This is a genomic window from Pseudomonas sp. GW821-FHT02C04 (genome assembly GCF_059421845.1).
The window spans coordinates 547,732-564,536 of the sequence record NZ_JBWKVT010000002.1 but is presented as its reverse complement, the minus strand read 5'-3'; the positions used below and the strand labels follow the sequence as shown (position 1 = coordinate 564,536).

The 16,805-nt window shown below is 60.9% G+C and carries 15 protein-coding genes; 12 read left to right on the top strand and 3 right to left on the bottom strand.

Annotation, left to right across the window (positions count from 1 at the left end):
• Positions 1–401: 401 nt before the first annotated feature.
• From purE to AC07VV_RS10755, 4 genes are all read left to right on the top strand, one after another.
• Complete coding sequence (gene purE / locus AC07VV_RS10770; protein WP_007954291.1) at positions 402–893, top strand: 5-(carboxyamino)imidazole ribonucleotide mutase; 492 nt, start codon at positions 402–404, stop codon at positions 891–893.
• A gap of 10 nt (positions 894–903) precedes the next feature.
• Positions 904–1,986, top strand: a complete 1,083-nt coding sequence (locus AC07VV_RS10765) for a 5-(carboxyamino)imidazole ribonucleotide synthase (RefSeq protein ID WP_096817156.1) — start codon at positions 904–906, stop codon at positions 1,984–1,986.
• Between the two features lie 106 nt (positions 1,987–2,092).
• Positions 2,093–2,338, top strand: a complete 246-nt coding sequence (locus tag AC07VV_RS10760; RefSeq protein WP_096817158.1) for a GlsB/YeaQ/YmgE family stress response membrane protein — start codon at positions 2,093–2,095, stop codon at positions 2,336–2,338.
• Between the two features lie 90 nt (positions 2,339–2,428).
• Entirely contained in the window at positions 2,429–2,965 is a 537-nt protein-coding gene (locus AC07VV_RS10755; protein ID WP_096817160.1) for a DUF3299 domain-containing protein, read from the top strand.
• Positions 2,966–3,012: 47 nt separating this feature from the next.
• On the opposite strand, the gene AC07VV_RS10750 is transcribed toward AC07VV_RS10755, so the two are convergent.
• Both AC07VV_RS10750 and AC07VV_RS10745 read right to left on the bottom strand, forming a co-directional pair.
• Positions 3,013–3,912 (bottom strand): D-hexose-6-phosphate mutarotase, encoded by a 900-nt coding sequence (locus AC07VV_RS10750; RefSeq protein ID WP_495036199.1) that lies wholly within the window; start codon positions 3,910–3,912, stop codon positions 3,013–3,015.
• Between the two features lie 59 nt (positions 3,913–3,971).
• On the bottom strand, positions 3,972–4,376 hold the full coding sequence (locus tag AC07VV_RS10745) for an acyl-CoA thioesterase (RefSeq protein ID WP_003229628.1): 405 nt from the start codon (positions 4,374–4,376) through the stop codon (positions 3,972–3,974).
• A 378-nt stretch (positions 4,377–4,754) separates the two neighbouring features.
• Here AC07VV_RS10745 and AC07VV_RS10740 point away from each other — a divergent pair, with 378 nt between their 5' ends.
• The 8 genes from AC07VV_RS10740 to AC07VV_RS10705 all read left to right on the top strand — a co-directional run bounded on the left by AC07VV_RS10740 (position 4,755) and on the right by AC07VV_RS10705 (position 15,349).
• Positions 4,755–6,053 (top strand): MFS transporter, encoded by a 1,299-nt coding sequence (locus AC07VV_RS10740; RefSeq protein ID WP_096817164.1) that lies wholly within the window; start codon positions 4,755–4,757, stop codon positions 6,051–6,053.
• 168 nt (positions 6,054–6,221) lie between these two features.
• Positions 6,222–7,223 (top strand): phosphate ABC transporter substrate-binding protein PstS, encoded by a 1,002-nt coding sequence (locus AC07VV_RS10735; protein ID WP_085731336.1) that lies wholly within the window; start codon positions 6,222–6,224, stop codon positions 7,221–7,223.
• A gap of 424 nt (positions 7,224–7,647) precedes the next feature.
• A complete protein-coding gene (locus AC07VV_RS10730) occupies positions 7,648–9,681 on the top strand; it encodes an ABC transporter permease subunit (RefSeq protein WP_495036330.1) in 2,034 nt (677 codons plus the stop codon).
• 15 nt (positions 9,682–9,696) lie between these two features.
• Positions 9,697–11,367, top strand: a complete 1,671-nt coding sequence (gene pstA / locus AC07VV_RS10725) for a phosphate ABC transporter permease PstA (RefSeq protein WP_495036198.1) — start codon at positions 9,697–9,699, stop codon at positions 11,365–11,367.
• An 82-nt stretch (positions 11,368–11,449) separates the two neighbouring features.
• Entirely contained in the window at positions 11,450–12,283 is an 834-nt protein-coding gene (pstB, locus tag AC07VV_RS10720) for a phosphate ABC transporter ATP-binding protein PstB (RefSeq protein WP_065258233.1), read from the top strand.
• A 74-nt stretch (positions 12,284–12,357) separates the two neighbouring features.
• A complete protein-coding gene (gene phoU / locus AC07VV_RS10715; RefSeq protein ID WP_007954334.1) occupies positions 12,358–13,119 on the top strand; it encodes a phosphate signaling complex protein PhoU in 762 nt (253 codons plus the stop codon).
• A gap of 190 nt (positions 13,120–13,309) precedes the next feature.
• Complete coding sequence (locus tag AC07VV_RS10710) at positions 13,310–14,266, top strand: response regulator (RefSeq protein WP_495036197.1); 957 nt, start codon at positions 13,310–13,312, stop codon at positions 14,264–14,266.
• Positions 14,267–14,452: 186 nt separating this feature from the next.
• Positions 14,453–15,349: a peptidoglycan DD-metalloendopeptidase family protein gene (locus AC07VV_RS10705; protein ID WP_495036196.1), complete on the top strand. Its 897-nt coding sequence runs from the start codon at positions 14,453–14,455 to the stop codon at positions 15,347–15,349.
• 6 nt (positions 15,350–15,355) lie between these two features.
• On the opposite strand, the gene AC07VV_RS10700 is transcribed toward AC07VV_RS10705, so the two are convergent.
• Positions 15,356–16,696 (bottom strand): hemolysin family protein, encoded by a 1,341-nt coding sequence (locus AC07VV_RS10700; RefSeq protein WP_096817174.1) that lies wholly within the window; start codon positions 16,694–16,696, stop codon positions 15,356–15,358.
• Positions 16,697–16,805 lie beyond the last annotated feature (109 nt).

Below are 16,805 nucleotides of genomic sequence, written 5' to 3'. Positions count from 1 at the left end.
GTCAGTTGTTCGTGGTTTTGTTTTTGGTTTTTTGATTTTCCTGTGTTTTAGTTGTGTGGTTGCTTATATAGCATTTAATTTTTGTGTGGATCTGACGGATGTTTTGAATTTTATTGCATGAAGCCATACGGGAGTTTAAGTAAGCTTTCCATTCAACCCGTTGACCATTCTTTCGCACATGAAACATCGAAGAAATATTCTTGAACCTCGAGTCAGCAAAATGTGGGGTTCCGGGCAGATGACAGATGGTCGCAACGGGGGCTGTTTATTGCTTTCTTTGCGGTATACTGCGCGGCCTTCGGCCGGTTCGTCCGGCCATTTTTCCTACAACAAGCCACGCACTCTGCGTGGCTTGTTGTTTTTGACGCGCCTGCGGGCGCCCAGAGAGAAGAGGCGCGACGATGAGTGCACTGGTTGGCGTGATCATGGGCTCCAAGTCCGATTGGTCCACCCTTAGCCACACCGCCGATATGCTGGAAAAGCTCGGCATCCCGTACGAGGTCAAGGTGGTTTCCGCCCACCGCACCCCGGATCTGCTGTTCCAGTACGCTGAAGAGGCTGAAGGCCGCGGCATCGAGGTGATCATCGCCGGTGCCGGTGGCGCGGCTCACCTGCCTGGCATGTGTGCGGCCAAGACCCATCTGCCGGTGCTGGGCGTACCGGTGCAGTCGGCGATGCTTTCGGGCGTCGATTCGTTGCTGTCGATCGTGCAGATGCCGGCCGGCATCCCGGTTGCCACCCTGGCTATCGGCAAGGCGGGCGCGATCAACGCAGCCTTGCTGTCGGCGAGCATCCTGGGCGCCAAGCATCCACAATTCCACGCGGTGCTGAAGACCTTCCGTGCCGAGCAGACAGACAGCGTCCTGGACAATCCAGACCCACGTATTGCCTGAGGTTGTTGAGATGAAGATCGGTGTAATCGGTGGCGGCCAGTTGGGTCGCATGTTGGCCCTGGCGGGCACCCCGCTGGGCATGAACTTCGCTTTCCTCGACCCTGCGCCGGACGCTTGCGCCGCTGCACTGGGCGAACACCTGCGGGCCGATTACGGCGATCAGGATCACCTGCGTCAGCTGGCCGATGAAGTCGATCTGGTGACCTTCGAGTTCGAAAGCGTCCCGGCTGAAACCGTGGCGTTCCTTTCGCAATTCGTGCCGGTCTACCCGAGCGCTGAAGCCCTGCGCATCGCTCGCGACCGCTGGTTCGAGAAGAGCATGTTCAAGGACCTGGGGATCCCGACCCCGGCGTTCGCCGACATCCAGTCGCAAGCCGATCTGGACGCCGCCGTCGCTTCGATCGGCCTGCCTGCCGTGCTGAAAACCCGCACCCTGGGTTACGACGGCAAGGGCCAGAAAGTCCTGCGCAAGCCTGAAGACGTGGTCGGCACATTCGCCGAGCTGGGCAGCGTGGCCTGCCTGCTGGAAGGCTTCGTGCCGTTCACCGGCGAAGTGTCGCTGATCGCCGTGCGCGCCCGTGATGGCGAGACGAAGTTCTATCCATTGGTGCACAACACCCACGACAGCGGCATTCTCAAGCTGTCCATCGCCAGTACCGATCACCCGTTGCAGGCCCTGGCCGAAGACTACTCCAGCCGCGTCCTCAAGCAGCTGGACTACGTTGGCGTGATGGCGTTCGAGTTCTTTGAAGTCGACGGTGGCCTCAAGGCCAACGAAATCGCCCCGCGCGTGCACAACTCCGGGCACTGGACCACCGAAGGCGCCGAGTGCAGCCAGTTCGAAAACCACCTGCGGGCCGTAGCCGGTCTGCCGCTGGGTTCGACCGCCAAGGTCGGCGAGAGCGCGATGCTCAACTTCATCGGCGTCGTTCCGCCGGTTGAAAAAGTCATCGCCATCGACGATTGCCACCTGCATCACTACGGCAAGGCTTTCAAGGCCGGGCGCAAGGTCGGTCACGCCAACCTGCGTTGCAAGGACAAGGCGACGCTCGAGCAGCAGATCCTCAAGGTCGAAGCGCTGATCGCCGAGTAACAACAGTTTCATGTGGCAGCGGCGGAACCATTAGGGGCCGCCGTTCTCTGATGGCAGGATGCCAAAGTCTGGCTAGGCTATAGCCAATCAATCAGAGGGAAATGCCATGGGAATTATCGGAACCATTTTTATCGGCCTGATCGTTGGCCTGCTGGCACGGTTCCTGAAACCGGGCGATGACAGCATGGGCTGGATCATGACCATCCTGCTGGGCATCGGCGGTTCGCTGGCAGCCACTTACGGCGGCCAGGCCCTGGGCATTTATCACGCGGGCCAGGGTGCAGGCTTCATCGGTGCGCTGGTGGGCGCGATCATCCTGCTGGTGATCTACGGCCTGATCAAAAAGAACTGATCCAAAGCGACAAAGCCCTCTCTGCCAAACCGGTGGAGAGGGCTAGAATGCTCGGCGATTTACTGTTTCCTCCTTCCTACGAGCATCTTCATGCGCCGTCTTCTGTTGACTCTCCTTTTGCTGGGTAGCGGTCTGGCCCACGCCGGCGATCTGCCGGAAACCGACTGGCTGGAACTGATGCCCAAGTCGGATCAGAAAGCCCTCGAGGCCATGCCTGAAATCGACCACAACTCCCCGGAAGCCACCGGCACCTTCACCGAGAAGGGCGGGATGAAACAGGCCAAGGGCCTGCCGGCAGTGATGTATTCGACCAAGACCGTGGCGTCGATGAACGACAAGCACATCCGCATCGGCGGTTATCCGGTGCCGCTGGAGTCCGACGCCAAGGGCCGCAGCACGTTGTTCTTCCTGGTGCCGTACCCTGGCGCTTGCATCCACGTGCCGCCACCGCCGCCGAACCAACTGGTGCTGGTGCGTTATCCAAAGGGTTTGAAGCTGGATGACATCTACACACCGCTGTGGGTGACCGGCACGTTGAAGATCGAAAAGGTCAGCAATGACCTGGCCGATGCGGCCTATGCGCTGGAAGCGGACAAGGTGCGGGTGGTGCAGGAAAAGGATCTGTAATCCCGAGCAGCAAAAAAATCGCAACCCAAGGGCTGCGATTTTTGTTTTCAGAGTGGCTGGCTGCCGACGCTGACACCCATGGTGTGGCTGGCGTCCGGTGCCAAGGTCACCACATCGTCCATCACGTTCGCCGTCTCGATGCACAGCATGCGCTGCCAGCCATCGTTGTCCATGTCGCTGAACGCGGCGGCGCGGTCGATCCACGGGTTCCAGATCACCGCCGTGCGTGAACCGGTAGCGGTCAGCACAATACGCCGTTCCCAGGCCGGATCGACGATGCTCAGGTGCGGCGGAGCGTCGAGGTAGATGCGGTCGGTTTCCCCGGCAAAGCGCAAGTCACCGTGCTGGTTGTGCGTCTTCCAGTCATCCAGGGTCTCGATGTAATCCAGGCCGTCCAAGCCTTCGACGCGCACGTTGCGCACATCGCTGACGGCGAAGTAGCTGTGCAACGCCTGACTGATGCTGACGGTGTCGGTGCCACGGTTGTGGCTGGTCAGGTTGATGTGCAGTTGATCATCGAGGCGCAGGGTCAGGGTCAGATCGACCTGATGCGGCCAACCCGGGAAACCACCTTCGGGGTAGGGCAGCTTGAACTCCACTTTCAGGCTTTCGCCCTCGGTTTCGATACCGCCCAGCTCCCAATCCATCGCCCGGACAAAACCGTGAGCGGCGGCCGGCTCTTCGCTCACACGCATCGCCTGAACGCTCTGCGGGTTGCGGGCGAAGACGCCGAACCACGGCCAGCACACCGGCACGCCGGCGCGGATGCTCTTGCCGGTCTTGAACACGGCCTTGTCGTTCAGCCAGATCAGCGGCGGCTGGCCGTCCACCTGATAACTGAGGATGTGCGCGCCTTGCTGGGCGACCAGCACTTCGGCCTGACCGTGGCGGATGCGCCAGCAGTTCAGTTCATCCAGTTTCACGGCTTCAACGTTGGGCGTGTTCATGGGACAACTCTCGAATCAGCAACTTGGGACGACTATCGACCTTCAAACGGCCGCGAGGTTTAACGTGCGCGTGGCGGAACCGAACGGGTGCGACCGCTGCCATCGATGGCCACGAACACGAACACCGCTTCGGTCACTTTACGCCACTCGCTGGACAGCGGGTCGTCGCTCCACACCTCGACCATCATCTGGATCGAGCTGCGACCGATTTCCAGGGTCTGGGTATAAAAGGACAATTGCGCGCCGACAGCTACCGGCACCAGAAACGCCATGCGATCAATGGCAACGGTCGCGACACGGCCACCGGCGACGCGGCTGGCCATTGCAGTGCCGGCCAGGTCCATCTGTGCTACCAGCCAGCCGCCGAAAATATCGCCAAAGCCGTTGGTTTCGCGAGGAAGCGCGGTGATTTGCAGGGCCAGGTCGCCTTGCGGGATCGGATCTTCTTGTTCGAGCTCTATCATGCCGGGGGTGCCTCTGACCCGTGACTCTTCGTTGGGTATTGCTGGTGGTAGCCGTCTTCAGGAAAAACGATTCAGCACCGAACATACTACGTTCGTCACGTTTTCCATAAGGCGCCTAAAGGGAAACTCTGCGAAACCGGCTGGATCCACGCGCCAAGGCGACCAACGACGTTTTCGCACAGCAACCCCTTACAAGCAGGAGCAGGATTGCGAGTATATCGGTCGGTAGACTCCGCGACGACCGTCCGGTTCTCATTTCGACCGTCAAAAACGCGCCTCTATGTGCTTTTTCGAACAATTTGCTATGGTGCCGAACCTGCCCAAGCCACAGCCAGCGTTGTTGTGGCGGCAGATCCGACTATAAGAGAAGACCTTGCCATGACCACAGCGCCCTCGAGCCTCGCGCAGCCCGACCAACCCGCACGACCGTTGACCCGCAATGACTACAAGACTCTGTCGCTATCGGCCCTGGGGGGCGCGCTGGAGTTTTACGATTTCATCATTTTCGTGTTCTTTGCCACCGTGGTCGGCAAGTTGTTCTTCCCGGCCGACATGCCTGAGTGGCTGCGCCTGATGCAGACCTTCGGCATCTTTGCTGCCGGTTACCTCGCGCGGCCGTTGGGCGGGATTGTCATGGCGCACTTCGGCGACCTGCTGGGGCGCAAGAAGATGTTCACCCTGAGCATCTTCATGATGGCGGTGCCGACCCTGATCATGGGCCTGCTACCGACTTATGCACAGATCGGCATGTGGGCGCCGATCCTGCTGCTGTTGATGCGCGTCATCCAGGGTGCGGCGATTGGCGGAGAAGTGCCGGGGGCGTGGGTCTTCGTTTCCGAACACGTACCCGGGAAGCACATTGGTTACGCCTGCGGGACCCTGACCAGCGGCCTGACCGCCGGCATTCTGCTGGGCTCGCTGGTCGCCACCGCGATCAACAGCATCTATACGCCAGTGGAAGTCTCGGATTACGCCTGGCGGATTCCATTCCTGCTCGGTGGCGTGTTCGGCCTGTTCTCGGTCTACCTGCGCCGCTGGCTGCACGAAACCCCGGTGTTCGCCGAACTGCAACAGCGCAAGGCCCTGGCCGAAGAAGTGCCGCTGCGCGCGGTGCTGCGTGACCATCGCGGGGCCATCGCCATCTCGATGCTGCTGACCTGGCTGCTGTCCGCCGGCATCGTCGTGGTGATCCTGATGACCCCGACCGTGCTGCAGACGGTCTATCACTTCTCGCCGACCACCGCGCTGCAATCCAACAGCCTGGCGATCGTATTCCTGAGCCTGGGCTGCATCATTTCCGGTGCACTGGCGGATCGCTTTGGTGCCGGTCGAGTATTCGTGTTCGGTTGCCTGGGGCTGCTGATCAGCTCCTGGACCTTCTATCACAGCCTCGCCGATCACCCGAACTGGCTGTTCCCGCTGTATGCGCTGACCGGTTTTCTGGTCGGCACCATCGGCGCGGTGCCGTATGTGATGGTCAAGGCGTTCCCGCCGGTGGTGCGCTTCAGCGGTCTGTCCTTCTCTTATAACGTCGCTTACGCCATCTTCGGCGGCCTGACCCCGATGGTGGTCAGCCTGCTGCTGAAGGAAAGCGCGATGGGGCCTGCCTATTACGTGGCGGTGCTGTGCGGGATGGGGATCCTGGTCGGCGCCTGGTTGTGGAGCAAGGGCCGCTGAATCACGCCGCTGAATCAGCCTCACACGTTCGGTTACAACTGAAAGGCCAGCCTTCCGACAGGGGATGCTGGCCTTTCATCCAATTGTCATATTTCAGCCATAGAGTGTTCACACGGCCTGCTGATACTTGGCCCCGACTTAACACCCCCTATCTGCTAGGAGTAAGGCATGAAACTGAAGCGTTTGATGGCGGCAATGACTTTTGTCGCTGCTGGCGTTGCGACCGCCAACGCGTTCGCCGCTGTTGACCCGTCGATCCCGAGCTACACCAAGACCACTGGTGTGTCGGGCAACCTGTCCAGCGTCGGCTCCGATACCCTGGCCAACCTCATGACCTTGTGGGCCGAGAACTACAAAAAAGAATACCCGAACGTAAACATCCAGATTCAGGCCGCTGGCTCCGCCACCGCGCCACCTGCGCTGACCGAAGGCACCTCCAACCTGGGCCCGATGAGCCGCAAGATGAAGGACACCGAACTGGCGGCCTTCGAACAGAAGTACGGCTACAAGCCAACCGCTATCCCGGTTGCCGTGGACGCCCTGGCTGTATTCGTGCACAAGGACAACCCGATCCAGCACCTGACCATGGAACAGGTTGACGCGATCTTCTCGTCCACCCGTCTGTGCGGCGCCAAAGCCGAAGTGAAAACCTGGGGTGACCTGGGCGTGACCGGCGACCTGGCCAACAAGCCGGTTCAGCTGTTCGGTCGCAACTCGGTATCCGGCACCTACGGCTACTTCAAGGAAGAAGCCCTGTGCAAAGGTGACTACAAGCCTAACGTCAACGAACAACCAGGCTCGGCTTCGGTCGTGCAGTCGATCAGCTCCTCGCTGAACGGCATCGGTTACTCGGGCATCGGCTACAAGACCGCCAGCGTGAAAACCGTTGCTCTGTCGAAGAAAGGCAGCACCGATTTCATCGAAGACACCGAAGAAAACGCCCTGAACGGCAAGTACCCGCTGTCCCGTTTCCTGTACGTATACGTCAACAAAGCCCCGAACAAGCCTCTGGCCCCGCTGGAAGCCGAGTTCGTGAAACTGGTTCTGTCGAAACAGGGCCAGGAAGTGGTAGTGAAAGACGGCTACATCCCACTGCCAGCCAAGGTTGCTGCAAAAGCACTGGCTGACCTGGGCCTGCAGGAAGGCGGCGCTGAAGTCGCAAAAAAGTAACAAACTGAGTCAGGGGTGAACCCCGCCTGACTCACGTGTGGGGCCCGGCCCGCAAGCGGCCCGGCTCCCACACTCCCCGAATTCTTTTATCCACTGCCAGTGCCCTGCTGGCGGCGGATTTGGTGCGTCACTGCATTGTCATCTTTCTGTCATACAGGATCGCTAGGGTGTGCGCATGAATGATCTGGCCAATTCCAAAATGACTACGAACCCTCCCAAGCGCATTGACTTCAATACGCCTGAGTTGCAACGCAAGCGCCGCATTCGCGCGCTCAAGGATCGCTTCACCCGCTGGTACGTCCTCGTTGGCGGTCTGGCGGTGCTGGCAGCCATCACCCTGATCTTCTTCTTCCTCGCCTACGTGGTCGCGCCGCTGTTCAAAGGTGCTGACCTGACTGCGAAAGATGCAATCACCCCGGCCTGGATGCAGGACGCTGGCAAGCCGCTGATGATTTCGCTCGAAGAGCAGAATCAGGTGGCCATGCGCGTTTCCGACAAGGGCCAGGCGCTGTTCTTCGACATCGACAGTGGCGCTGAATTGAAGCGCGTCGATCTGCCGGTTCCGGCCGGCGCCAGTGTGACCTCCATCGGTGAAGACCAGCCGGGTCATCCGCTGGTGGCCGTGGGCCTGTCCAACGGTCAGGCGCTGGTGTTCCGTCACACCTATAAAGTCAGCTACCCGGATGGCAAGAAAACCATCACTCCGGCGGTCGAGTTCCCGTACGGCGAGACGCCGATTGCGCTCAACGAGAGCGGCGGTGCGCTGGAGCACGTCAGCCTCAACGCCACCGACTCGACCCTGATGCTGGTCGGCTCCACCGGTTCGCAACTCAATGTGCTGTCGCTGACCAGCGAAGAAAACATGATGACCGGTGAAGTCACCAACGAGCAGAAGCGTATCGATCTGCCGCAGATGACCGAGCCTGTGAAAAACATCTTCGTCGATCCGCGTCAGCAATGGCTCTACGTGATCAACGGTCGTGCCCAGGCCGATGTGTTCAGCCTGCGCGACAAGAGCCTCAACGGTCGCTACAAACTACTGGAAAACGCCGATGCGCAAGTTACCGCTTCTACCCAACTGGTGGGCGGTATCTCGCTGATCGTCGGCGACTCCACCGGTGGCCTGGCCCAGTGGTTCATGGCTCGCGACACCGATGGCGAACTGCGCCTGAAGCAGATCCGTACCTTCCAGATGGGCAAGACGCCGATCGTTGAAATCACCGCTGAAGAACGTCGCAAAGGCTTCCTGGCACTGGATGCCAGCGGCAAGCTCGGCGTGTTCCACAGCACCGCGCACCGCACCTTGCTGGTCGATCAGGTGGTCGAAGGCGAGGGCCTGTTCGGTCTGTCGCCACGCGCCAACCGTGTGATCGTCGAGGCCGGCGGCAAGCTGCAACCGCTGCTGCTCGACAACCCGCACCCGGAAGTCTCGTGGAGCGCGCTGTGGAGCAAGGTCTGGTACGAGAACTACGACGAGCCTAAATACGTCTGGCAATCGACCGCCGCCAACACCGATTTCGAACCGAAACTGAGCCTGTCGCCACTGACTTTCGGCACCCTGAAAGCCGCGTTCTACGCGATGCTGCTGGCTGCGCCACTGGCCGTCGCCGCTGCGATCTACACCGCGTACTTCATGGCCCCGGGCATGCGCCGCAAGGTCAAGCCGGTGATCGAGCTGATGGAAGCGATGCCGACGGTGATCCTCGGCTTCTTCGCCGGCCTGTTCCTCGCACCGTATGTGGAAGGGCATCTGCCGGGCATTTTCAGCCTGCTGATGCTGTTGCCGATCGGCATCCTGGTCGCCGGTTTCACCTTCAGCCGCCTGCCTGAGTCGATCCGCCTGAAAGTCCCGGACGGCTGGGAAAGTGCACTGCTGATCCCGGTGATCCTGTTCGTGGGCTGGCTGTCGCTGTACATGAGCCCGTTCATGGAGAACTGGTTCTTCGGCGGTGACATGCGCATGTGGATCTCCCACGACCTGGGCATCACCTACGACCAGCGCAACGCACTGGTGGTCGGTCTGGCCATGGGCTTCGCGGTAATCCCGAACATCTACTCCATCGCCGAAGACGCCGTGTTCAGCGTGCCGCGCGGCCTGACCCTGGGCTCGCTGGCCCTCGGTGCCACGCCGTGGCAGACCATGACTCGCGTGGTGATCCTGACCGCCAGCCCGGGCATTTTCTCGGCGCTGATGATCGGCATGGGCCGTGCGGTCGGTGAAACCATGATCGTGCTGATGGCCACCGGCAACACCCCGGTCATGGAAATGAACCTGTTCGAAGGCCTGCGCACCCTGGCCGCCAACGTCGCGGTGGAAATGCCGGAGTCGGAAGTCGGCGGCAGCCACTACCGCGTGCTGTTCCTCTCGGCGCTGGTGCTGCTGTTGTTCACCTTCGTCATGAACACCCTCGCGGAACTGATTCGTCAGCGTCTGCGCAAGAAATACTCGTCGCTTTAAGAAAGGTAGAAGTCTGTGAAACAGAACTCCCTGAATGGATGGTTCAAGAGCGGCGCCCCGGGCGTCTGGATCAGCGGTGGCGCGGTGTCCATCGCGGTCATCATGACCATTGGCCTGCTGGCGGTGATTGCCGTGCGCGGTCTGGGTCACTTCTGGCCGGCGGATCTGGTGCATGCCAGCTACGACGTGCCGGGCCAGGCCAATCACCTGGTCGTCGGCGAAGTGGTGCAGAAAGAAGAAGTGCCGCGTGCACGTCTGAAAAGCGCCGGTCTGCCGGTGCCGGACGCCGGCCCGGAATTCATGACCCGCGAGCTGATCAAGGTCGGCAACCGTGACCTGAACGGCAACGACTTCACCTGGATCGTCGGCGAGTGGCTGACCAACCAGACCACGCCACCAGAACTGATGGCGATCGAGCGTCGCGAGTGGGGCAACTTCTACGGCTACCTGGTCAACGTCAAACAGGACGGCAAGGTGATCACCGAAGGCGAAGCGGCCTGGCCTGAGCTGCAAGCGCGGATCAACCGCGTGAACGGCCTCGCCGCGCAGCTGAAGTCGCTGGAAAAAACCGACATCGGCGCGATCAACGCCGGTCTCGAGCGCATCCGTCTGCACGGTCGCAAACTGGAGCTGGAAGGCAAACTCGACGCCACCGCGCAAGCGGACATGGATGCCGAGCGCGCCGAGCTGAACGCCCGCTATCAAGACGTAGAAGCACGCCTGGCCGACCTGCACGCGCAGTTCAACCGTGACGCTTTGACCGCTCGTGATGCCAACGGCAAGGAAATCGAAATCGGTTTGGGCAAGGTGGTTCACGCCTACCAGCCGAACGCCATGAGCACCTTGACCAAGGTCGGTTTCTACTTCAGCAAGATCTGGGAGTTCCTGTCCGACGACCCGCGTGAAGCGAACACCGAAGGCGGGATCTTCCCGGCGATCTTCGGCACCGTGATGATGACCCTGATCATGGCGATGATCGTGACCCCGTTCGGCGTGCTGGCGGCGGTGTACCTGCGCGAATACGCCAAGCAGAACGCCCTGACCCGGATCATCCGGATCGCGGTGAACAACCTTGCTGGCGTTCCGGCGATTGTCTACGGCGTGTTCGGCCTGGGCTTCTTCGTCTACGTACTCGGTGGTTCGGTCGACCGCTTGTTCTTCCCGGAAGCGCTGCCGGCGCCGACCTTCGGTACGCCGGGTCTGCTCTGGGCTTCGTTGACCCTGGCGCTGCTGGCGGTGCCGGTGGTGATCGTGGCCACCGAAGAAGGCCTGGCGCGGATTCCTCGCACCGTGCGTGAGGGTTCGCTGGCACTCGGCGCGACCAAGGCTGAAACCCTGTGGAAGATCGTGATCCCGATGGCCAGCCCGGCCATGATGACCGGCATGATCCTCGCGGTGGCCCGCGCCGCCGGTGAAGTGGCGCCGCTGATGCTGGTGGGTGTGGTGAAACTGGCGCCGTCGCTGCCGGTGGATGGCAACTACCCGTACCTGCACCTGGACCAGAAGATCATGCACCTGGGCTTCCATATTTATGATGTCGGCTTCCAGAGCCCGAACGTCGAAGCCGCACGACCGCTGGTGTACGCCACCGCGTTGCTGCTGGTGCTGGTGATTGCGGTGCTCAACCTGTCGGCGGTGTGGATTCGTAACCACCTGCGCGAGAAGTACAAGGCACTGGACAGCTGATCGCCGTTACAAGAATTGAAGGGCTGCCGGCCTGATTCCCGGCAGCCAACCGAACCGAATTTGTTAGCACAGGGAGCCTCCCATGCAGCACGAAACACATACCCACGGCATCAACATGTCTGCCCTGGGCCGCGACAAGCAGAGCCTGAACCTCGAGCAGGAAACCGTAGCCATCGAAGTGCCGGGCCTGAGCCTGTTCTACGGCGAGAAACAAGCGCTGTACGACGTCAGCATGAACATTCCGAAACAGCGCGTGACTGCCTTCATCGGCCCGTCCGGCTGCGGCAAGTCCACGCTGCTGCGTACCTTCAACCGCATGAACGACCTGGTGGACGGCTGCCGCGTTGAAGGCGCGATCAACCTGTACGGCAACAACATCTACCGCAAGGGCGAAGACGTGGCCGAGCTGCGTCGCCGGGTCGGCATGGTGTTCCAGAAGCCTAACCCGTTCCCGAAGACTATCTACGAGAACGTGGTCTACGGCCTGCGCATCCAGGGCATCAACAAGAAGCGCATCCTCGACGAAGCCGTCGAGTGGGCGTTGAAAGGCGCGGCCCTGTGGGACGAAGTGAAAGACCGTCTGCATGACTCGGCTCTCGGCCTGTCCGGTGGTCAGCAGCAGCGTCTGGTGATCGCCCGTACCATCGCCGTGGAGCCGGAAGTGCTGCTGCTCGACGAACCGTGCTCGGCCCTCGACCCGATCTCGACCCTGAAAGTCGAAGAGCTGATCTACGAGCTCAAGTCCAAGTTCACCATCGTCATCGTGACCCACAACATGCAGCAGGCGGCGCGGGTGTCCGACTACACGGCGTTCATGTACATGGGCAAACTGGTGGAATTCGGCGACACCGATACCCTGTTCACCAATCCGGCCAAGAAGCAGACCGAAGACTACATCACCGGTCGTTACGGCTAGCAGACACTGGTTGTTGCTCACTGAATTGACGCTGCGGCCCGCCGCACCTTACCGGACGCTCCAAGGACGCCAACATGATTAGTAAAGAAGGCCTTACCCACCACATTTCCGCGCAGTTCAACGCCGAACTGGAAGAAGTGCGCAGCCACCTCCTGGCCATGGGCGGGCTGGTCGAGAAGCAGGTCAATGACGCGGTCACCGCGCTGATCGAAGCCGACTCGGGTCTGGCCCAGCAAGTGCGCGAGATCGACGACCAGATCAACCAGATGGAACGCAACATCGACGAAGAATGCCTGCGCATTCTGGCCCGTCGTCAACCGGCGGCGTCCGACCTGCGTCTGATCATCAGCATCTCCAAGTCGGTGATCGACCTGGAACGCATCGGTGACGAAGCGACCAAGATTGCCCGTCGTGCAATCCAGCTGTGCGAAGAAGGTGAAGCGCCGCGCGGTTACGTCGAAGTGCGTCACATCGGCGACCAGGTGCGCAACATGGTCCGTGATGCGCTGGACGCGTTTGCCCGCTTCGACGCCGATCTGGCGTTGTCGGTGGCGCAGTACGACAAGATCATCGACCGCGAATACAAGACTGCCCTGCGTGAGCTGGCGACCTACATGATGGAAGACCCACGCTCTATCTCGCGGGTCTTGAGCATTATCTGGGTGCTGCGTTCGCTGGAGCGGATCGGCGATCACGCGCGCAATATCTCGGAACTGGTGATTTACCTGGTACGCGGCACCGACGTGCGCCACATGGGCCTCAAGCGCATGAAGGAAGAAGTTGAAGGAACAAGTGGTGAAACCGCTAATGTTCCGGGCGATGCTGACGATAAGTAAGATTGCCTGAGAAAAGCGCCCGGCCCTTTGGCCGGGCGTTTTTGTTTCTGCTTTTCAGAAGGCAGAACCGAGTTAAAAAGCGAATTAAAAAGCAGCACCCGCGAACGAAAAGTCCCGGCGTGACTGAAGAGTTTTGGCAATGTGCCATCAGCCAGCGTTATGCTTGCCGGGATTTTAATAGGGGTGTTGGATGAGCAAGATCAGTGTGTTGGTCGTGGACGATGCATCGTTCATTCGTGACCTGGTGAAAAAGTGCCTGCGTAATTACTTCCCGGGGATCCGCACCGAGGACGCCGTCAACGGTAAAAAGGCTCAGGCCATGCTGGCCAAGGAAGCGTTCGACCTGGTCCTGTGCGACTGGGAAATGCCGGAAATGTCCGGTCTTGAACTGCTGACCTGGTGCCGTGAGCAGGACAATCTCAAGACCATGCCGTTCGTCATGGTCACCAGCCGTGGCGACAAGGAAAACGTAGTACAGGCGATTCAGGCCGGCGTTTCCGGCTACGTCAGCAAGCCGTTCACCAACGAGCAACTGCTGACCAAGGTCAAGCAGGCCCTGAACAAGGTCGGCAAGCTCGACACCCTGATGAACAGCGCCCCGACCAAGATGAACTCGGCGTTCGGCAACGACTCCCTGAGCGCGTTGACGGGCGGCAAGGCAGCAGTCATCGGTTCCGCACCGGCGGCAGCTCCCGTGAATCCGTTTGCCAAGCCTGCCGCTGCGGCCCCGGCACCAGCCGCCGCGCCACAGCGTGGCCTGCTCAACAGCCCGCCCGTGAAAGCACCGACAGCCTCCGCCGCTCCGGCCAGCGGTCGTGGCCAGGGCCAACTGCGCCTGCCAAGCGGCACCCAGCAGTGCGTGATCAAGGCCCTGAGCATCAAGGAAGCGCTGTTGGTAGTGAAACGCACCGACACCCTGCCGCAGATCCTCGACAGCGCCGTGCTCGATCTGGAGCAGGGCGACAACGCCGAAATCGCCCGCCTCAACGGCTACCTGCACGCCATCGTGGCGCATGAGCAGAAAGCCGACAGCGACTGGCTGCAACTGACCTTCCGTTTCGTCGACCAGGACGCGCAGAAGCTCGACTACATCTCCCGCCTGATCGCACGCGGCACGGCGCAGAAGCACTTCGTTCCGGGCGCGTAAGCGTCGCGGCCAAAAAGGTCGCAGCCTGTGGCATCCCCCGCAACGGATGGTATTCCGATGCGGGGGATGCCTTGGGCTGCGACCTTTTGTTTTGTGCTGTGCCAAATTTGAAACATCTGTCGACTAGCCTGGTCTGCTTCAGCTGCTAGGCTCAATCCCAGGCCTCACTCGACAGAACTTTTGCCCATGCCCCTGCGCCTGCTGTTTTTCTGTGGTCTGTTCATGGCCTCCACCTCGACCGTGGCCATGACGATCTACAAATCCACCGATGCCAACGGAGTGGTTTCGTACAGCGACCGTCCGAGCAAAGGTTCCCAGGTGTTCGTATTTCAGGACCGGATGGTCGAGCGCCTCGAACGCCAGGTCTATCTCGACATCAAGAAGCAGAAGGGCACGGACGTGGTGTTCGTGCGCAACGACCTGTATGCGCCGGTCGAGGTTGCACTGGCGTTTACCGGGATGAGCAACGTGCGTGGCGCACCGGCTGAAACAATCCGCCGGGTGCTGCCGGCGCGCAGCAATACGCGGCTGGCGTTGCTGACGGCGGTGTCCGGTGGCAAGCCGCTGGTGTACACGCCGATGTTCCAGTATTCCCTCGGCGACCCCGCTGGCGCCGCTCAGAGCTATCGCTATCCGTTTCCGTGGCGTGGCGGGCCATTCCGTCTGAGTCAGGGTGCCAATGGCGACTACAGCCATTACGGGCCGAAGAACAAATACGCGATGGACATCGCCATGCCGGTCGGCACACCGATCATCGCGGCGCGGGCCGGGGTGGTGGTGAAGACCGAGAATTCCCAGAGCGGGCGCGGCACCGATCCTTCCGGCAATTTCGTGCGGGTGCTGCACGACGACGGCACGATGGGCGTGTACCTGCACCTCAAGCAAGGGTCGGTGGGTGTGCGGGAAGGTCAGCGAGTGGCGGTGGGCAGTCCGCTGGCGCTGTCCGGCAATACCGGCAACAGCAGCGGCCCGCACCTGCACTTCGTAGTGCAGCGCAATACAGGAGGGGGGCTGGTATCGATTCCGTATCAGTTCAACCAGCCGCTGGGGGCGTTGCCCAACTTTGCGTTGGGCAAGCGGTAATCCCCGTCAGTCGAGCATCAGTACCTTGGCCAGAATGATTTTCGGGCCCTTCATCTTCTTGATGATGATCCGCAGGCCTTCGACTTCCAGCACTTCTTCCTCTTCCGGCACCCGTTTCAGGGTTTCGTAGATCAGCCCGGCGAGGGTTTCGGCTTCGATGTGATCCAGGTCGATACCCAGCAGGCGCTCGACCTTGAACAGCGGCGTATCACCCCGCACCAGCAACTTGCCCGGCTGATAGGCGAGGATGCCGCGCTCGGCCTTGCGGTGTTCGTCCTGGATATCGCCGACCAGCACTTCCAGCACGTCTTCCATGGTCAGGTAGCCGATGATGTTGCCGTCGGCCTCTTCGACCACGGCGAAGTGCGAGCCGCCCTTGCGGAACTGCTCCAGCAACTGCGACAGCGGCATGTGCCGCGATACGCGCTCCAGCGGACGGGTCAGTTCGGCGAGGTTGAACGACTCGGGGATGTGATCCAGCGCCGCCAGTTCCAGCAGCAGATCCTTGATGTGCAGCAGGCCGACGAACTCCTGGCGCTCGCTGTCGTACACCGGATAGCGGCTGAACTTGTGGCGACGGAACATCGCCAGGATTTCTTTCAGCGGGGCGTTGAACTCGAGGGTGATCAGGTCTTCCCGGGAGTTGGCCCAGTCGACCACTTCCAGCTCGCCCATTTCCACCGCCGAGGCCAGCACGCGCATGCCTTGGTCGCTCGGGTCCTGGCCACGGCTGGAGTGCAGGATCAGTTTCAGTTCTTCACGGCTGTAGTGGTGCTCGTGATGCGGGCCGGGTTCACCTTGCCCTGCGATGCGCAGGATGGTGTTGGCGCTGGCGTTGAGCAGATAGATCGCCGGGTACATGGCCCAGTAGAACAGGTACAGCGGCACCGCCGTCCACAGCGACAGCAGTTCGGGTTTGCGGATCGCCCAGGATTTGGGTGCGAGCTCGCCGACCACGATGTGCAGGTAGGAAATGATGAAGAACGCTGTGAAGAACGAGATGCCTTTGACGACTTCGGCCGACTGCACGCCGACCGCGCTCAGCAGCGGCTCGAGAATGTGCGCAAACGCCGGCTCACCGACCCAGCCCAGACCGAGGGAGGCGAGGGTGATACCGAGCTGGCACGCCGAGAGGTAAGCATCGAGCTGACTGTGCACCGTGCGCAGGATGTGCCCGCGCCAGCCGTGCTGTTCAGCGATGGCTTCGACCCGGGTCGAGCGCAGTTTGACCATGGCGAACTCCGCCGCAACGAAGAAGCCGTTGAGCAGAACCAGGATCAGAGCGAAAAGAATCATGCCGAAATCGGCGAAAATGGTAGCGAGGGACAAGCCAGGGGAAGGGTCCATGATGGAGTTTTGCGGGTTCCGTGTGATTCGTAAGAGAGAAGAAATCGCGCCTGAAAGGCAGGCGCAAGTCAGCCAATGTAGCGGCTGACCTGGCGATTGCCTAGTCCGG